Origin of the sequence: Frankia gtarii (assembly GCF_025403375.1) — a bacterium.
Lineage (GTDB): Bacteria > Actinomycetota > Actinomycetes > Frankiales > Frankiaceae > Frankia > Frankia gtarii.
The window spans coordinates 1-4,861 of sequence record NZ_JAMPTM010000388.1; the positions used below are offsets into that span (position 1 = coordinate 1).

Below are 4,861 nucleotides of genomic sequence, written 5' to 3' on the forward strand. Positions count from 1 at the left end.
ACCCCAACGACCCCAACGACCCGACATTCAATCCCGATGATCTGAACAATATCTTCAAGGATCTCGGTGACTATCTGGATGATGGTTTCAAGGGCCTGGGTAACGATATCAATGACCTGAATAACAATCTGAACGACGGCCTGAACGGCCTGAACGACAACATCAAGGACCTGAATGACGGTCTGAATGACGATCTGAACGGTCTGAATGACCACATCAAGGACCTGAACGACGGCCTGGGTGACGGCCTGAACGGCCTGAATGACAACATCAAGAACCTGGGTGACGGCCTGGGTGACGGCCTGAACGGCCTGAACGACGGACTGAACAAGGGTCTCGGCGGCCTGGGTGATGGGCTCAACGGTCTCGGCGACGGCTTGAACGGGTTGAGCAACGGCCTGGGTGATGGCCTGAACGGGTTGAGCAACGGCCTGGGCGATGGCCTGAACGGGTTGAACAACAATCTGGGCGATGGGTTCAATGGTCTCGGCGACGGTCTGAACGGGTTGAGCAACGGCCTGGGTGATGGCCTGAACGGGCCGGGGGGAGACCTGTCCAACCTGGTTGGGGGGCCGGCTGCCCTCTCCGGGCTGAACAGCCCGAACAACCTCACCGGCGGCGGTCTGAACGGCCTCGGCGACGGCGAGGACCTTGGCGGCCTCAACGACTCCGGGCCGCAGACGCTGGGAGACCTCAGCCCTCAGCAGCTCAGCGCGCTCCAGCAGGCCGGACTGCTCGACGACGTGCCGTTGACCCCGGAGCAGTCGGCGGCACTGGAACGGGCGGGTCTCGCCGCCCCCGGCGCCCGGACGCTCGGTGACCTCAGCCCCGAGCAGCTCCAGGAGCTGCAGCGAGACGGTCTGCTGAACAACGTCCCGCTCACGTCACAGGACCTGCAGACCCTGGGCGACGCCGGCCTGCTCGGCGCGACCAACGGTCTGCCGCATGATCTCGGTGATCTCAGCCCGGCGCAGCTGGCCGAGCTGGGCTCCTCCGGCGCGCTCGACAATGTGCCCGTCACGGACGCGCAGCTCAACCAGTTGCGTCAGGACGGCCTGCTCGGGCCGAACGCGACCGGCATCGATTCGCTCGGTGACCTCAGCCCCGCCCAGCTCGCGGATCTGCAGCAGCACGGGCTGCTGGACTCGGTGCCGGTGACCCCAGGCGAGCTGAACACGCTGCAGCACGCCGGCCTGCTCAGCCCCGACGCCACGACCGGGGCGGGGATGAGCGATCTGTCGACGCTCGACCCGGGCGCCGTCGCAGGCATCGGATCCGGTGGCGGTGGCCTGCTCAACCCGTCCGACCTGTCGGGTCAGCAGACACCGAAGACGTTCTTCCCCACGGCGGTCGACGGCCTGGACGTGTCCACCCCCGAGGCACACGCCCTCGCCGGCGGCACGGGAGTGCAGGTGGGGAACATCGCGCAGCCGATGGCCCGGATGCTTCCCGGGGCCGGGAATGGCGGTTTCGGGACGGCGGGCGTCTCGCTGCCGGGTTCCCAGCCACTCGCAACGGGCGACAGTTCCGTCCTCGGCCGGGACGGGACCACCGGCCTGAGTGGCGCGGGGGGTTCCGGCGGGTCGGCCATGGGCGGCGGGATGCCGTTCATGCCTATGGGCGGCATGGGCGGCGGCCAGGGCCAGCAGTCCAAGGAACGTCAGCGCAACACGTGGCTCATGGAGGACGAGGACGTGTGGGGAACGGACCCCGAATGCGCGCCGGCGGTCGTCGGTCGCGGCGACGGCCCCGCCGACGCGGAACCCGACCGTCCCACCGGCCCCGCGCTCGTGCCGCCCACACCCGATCGCAGTCGGACCCGTCGGGGGCGTTGACGCCCCCGCTGTGGATGAACTCCGGCAGGAAGGCAGACGCGATGGCGCTGTTCGACGACAACCAGTTGGAAGCCGCGATGGCCGAGTTGGCGCGTACCGAGGAGGTCACGGAACGAATCCGGCGGCGGGGCGAGGAGACAACCTACCGGACGACCGACAAGAACAAGCTGCTGTCGGTGACCGTGGGTGGGCGAGGCGAGCTTCGCGAGCTCACCTTCCGCGGTGACGGTTACCGGGACCTCGCCCCGGCCGAGCTGGCCGATCTGCTGGTGAAGACGATCGAGCGGGCCCGCAAGGAGGTGCGCCGCAAGGTCATGGCCGGCGTGCAGGAGCTGATGCTGGAACTGCCGTCCCCCGTGGGCAACCTGGCCGAGGTCGATTCGGCCGAGGGGCTCGTGGACGAACTGGCCCGGATGTTCACCCGGAACATGCCCGATGACGGCGGCGAACTGGCTCCGCCCGAGGGGAACGGGGTCTGGCGGTGAGCGACGACGTGATCCTGCACGACGGCGACGAGATCGCGCAGAAGGTGCCGATGCTCAGCACGTTCCGCCAGATGGTGATCGATTTTGGGAACGAGCTGGCCGAGGCCCTCGGGCAGAACAAGTTCGCCGAAGGAGCCAAGGACGAGGTGTCGCTGTACGCGCAGTCGTCGTTCCAACAGTTGATGGACGCCTTCGGGAAGATCTACGGGGCGCTCGGGGAGGCGATCGGACTGCAGGGAGACCGGTTGTCCGTCCTGCGCCAGATCGGTGACGACACCGAGGGCGCGACGACCGAGCAGTCCTCCTGGCCGTCCTCGGGCGGCCATCACGGCTGAGAGCACTGCGGGCCCGGGGAGGATCGCCGCCACGCGCTGCGGCCCCTCACGGGCGTTGTCGTGATCGGCGCCGGGTTTCGGAGGTGAACGGATGTCCAAGTCGCTGGACGAGGCCATCTATGCCTTCACCGGAATGCGCCTTCCCGGCGCCGATCCGAAGAAGATGTGGGCCCTGGCCGACAAGCTCGACAGCATGGGCGACATAGTTCTCAACACCTTGTCGCCGGAACTGGCGAAGATTGTTCGTGCGGTCCAGGGATCCGTGCACGGCCGAGCGGGACGGCGTTTCACCGCCCAGACGCTGCCGTTTGTCATCAGCGAACCGAAGCTGCTGCTCAAGGCCGGCATACTGCTGAAATCGGCGGCCACGCTGCTGCGAAGCCAGGCACTGCAGGTGGACTACACCCGCAAGCAGGGCTTCGTCATGTTCATCTTCATGCAGATCCAACTCGCGATCGCGGCGATCGAGGCCGCGTTCGGGGACGAGCCGGAGGCAGCCGCCCGCATCGCCGAGACCCGGACGATCATCCAGCGTGTCCTGTCTCTGGAGACGGCGAAGACGGCGACCGAGATCACCGCGATGCAGATGCTGTTCATGCCCGGCTCGTCGATTGTGGCCCAGGCATGGCAGATCCTGGCCGGGAAGCGGGGTGGGCTGGACGGCGGCGAGATCGGTCACATGGTCGAGTACGGCTTCGCCGCCGCCGGCTTCTCTCTGTTCTCGCTGCCTGGCATGCATAGCGGGATTGTCAAGATCGATAATTGGCTGAAAAATATCGGTATTGATAAGGGCATCAAGGATCCCCTTGCCGGGCTGGCCATCGAGACCCTGATTTCCGGGGCAATGGAAGTCGGCGGCGGTATCGCCGCCAGCGGGATCGTAGACGGCCAGTGGGGGTTCGGTTCTGCCATCGATGACCTGATCTCCGGATCTGTCGAGGGCAGCACGGAGCATGCCGCTCACCTGTTCGGTAAGGGATTCAAGGGCGGCAAAGGCATCGACCCGAAGGCGGCCGCGATCCTGGCCAGTCTGAATCTCAACCCGGGGCCGGAGAATTCCGGTCCCGAGCTGAATCCGGGCGGCGGACCCGATGACGGCGGGCCCGGTGCGGGCCAGGGCGAGGACGGTCCGTCGACCGTCGTGACCGGGCCGGCCGACGGGGTGGATTCGAAGAAGCCCCCCGCCGGTGGGTCGAAAAATCTCCCGGACGCCGCGTCGATCCTGCCCGACGGGAACCTGGAATCGTCCTCGGATTCTGATTCGGACGGGTCGGACACGGATTCCATCTTCAGTGCGGCATCGGATAGCTCTACCGACACCGAGCCGAACGACCATGACCTGAGCATTGACCTGGTGTCGGATTCCGATTCGGACGGGTCGGACACGGATTCCATCTTCAGCGCGGCATCGGATAGCTCTACCGACACCGAGCTGAGCGACTACGACAGCGATGACCTGGTGTCGGTACGCGACCGGATCGGACCCGGGCTGAACGGGCCGAACCTGAAGCCACACCGGCTGGATCTGGGCGCTGCGAAATTCGACGGAATATTGGAGTTCAGGGATCATCCCACCGAGCCGCCGCAGATACCCGACATCCGTCTGCGCGAAGATCGGGCGCCGGCCATCCGGCCGCTGGCGTCGGCTGACCTTCCCGTGCCGGTTGATCCTCTCCCGTCGACGGCTTCCACGAAAAACGTCGATCTCTCCGTCCTCGGTCCGAATGCCACCTCGATCCAGCCCGGTCCCCAGCCCGGGGCCGGGCTCGGCCGTGGTCCCGACGATGTCCTTGCGCCAATCGATGGCCCGCCGGACGTCCGATCGCTCGATGCCGCGACGCTCCTCCAGCCTGGACCGGTCCCGCCGCGGACCGGACATACGGGACCATCGGAGTCGGCGCTCGGGGGCTGGGCCGTCCCTCAGCTCGATCCCACGCGCAGCAACGTCATCGCGTCCCCGTCGGTTCCGCCGGTTCTGGGGGTGTCGTCGTCCCCGCTGGTTCCGTCGAGCCCGTCGGTTCCGTCGGTTCCGCCGGTTCCGGGGGTGTCGTCGTCCCCGCTGGTTCCGCCGAGCCCCCCGGTTCCGTCGAGCCCGTCGGTTCCGTCGGTTCCGCCGGTTCCGGGGGTGTCGTCGTCCCCGCTGGTTCCGCCGAGCCCCCCGGTTCCGTCGAGCCCGTCGGTTCCGTCGGTTCCGCCGGTTCCGGGG

2 protein-coding genes and 2 pseudogenes are annotated in these 4,861 nt (G+C 67.2%); all 4 read left to right on the forward strand.

The genetic code is table 11. From position 1 onward, the window contains the following. Positions 1 to 1,835 (forward strand): annotated as a pseudogene (locus NBZ83_RS30045) (hypothetical protein); the annotation flags it as partial. Between the two features lie 41 nt (positions 1,836 to 1,876). Then, positions 1,877 to 2,320, forward strand: a complete 444-nt coding sequence (locus tag NBZ83_RS30050) for a YbaB/EbfC family nucleoid-associated protein (RefSeq protein ID WP_261571079.1) — start codon at positions 1,877 to 1,879, stop codon at positions 2,318 to 2,320. After that, positions 2,317 to 2,655 carry a hypothetical protein gene (locus NBZ83_RS30055; RefSeq protein ID WP_261571078.1) on the forward strand — a complete coding sequence of 113 codons (339 nt, stop codon included), beginning with the start codon at positions 2,317 to 2,319 and terminating at the stop codon, positions 2,653 to 2,655. The genes NBZ83_RS30050 and NBZ83_RS30055 overlap by 4 nt, the downstream gene beginning before the upstream one ends. A 91-nt stretch (positions 2,656 to 2,746) precedes the next feature. Continuing rightward, positions 2,747 to 4,861: pseudogene (locus NBZ83_RS30060) on the forward strand (hypothetical protein); the annotation flags it as partial.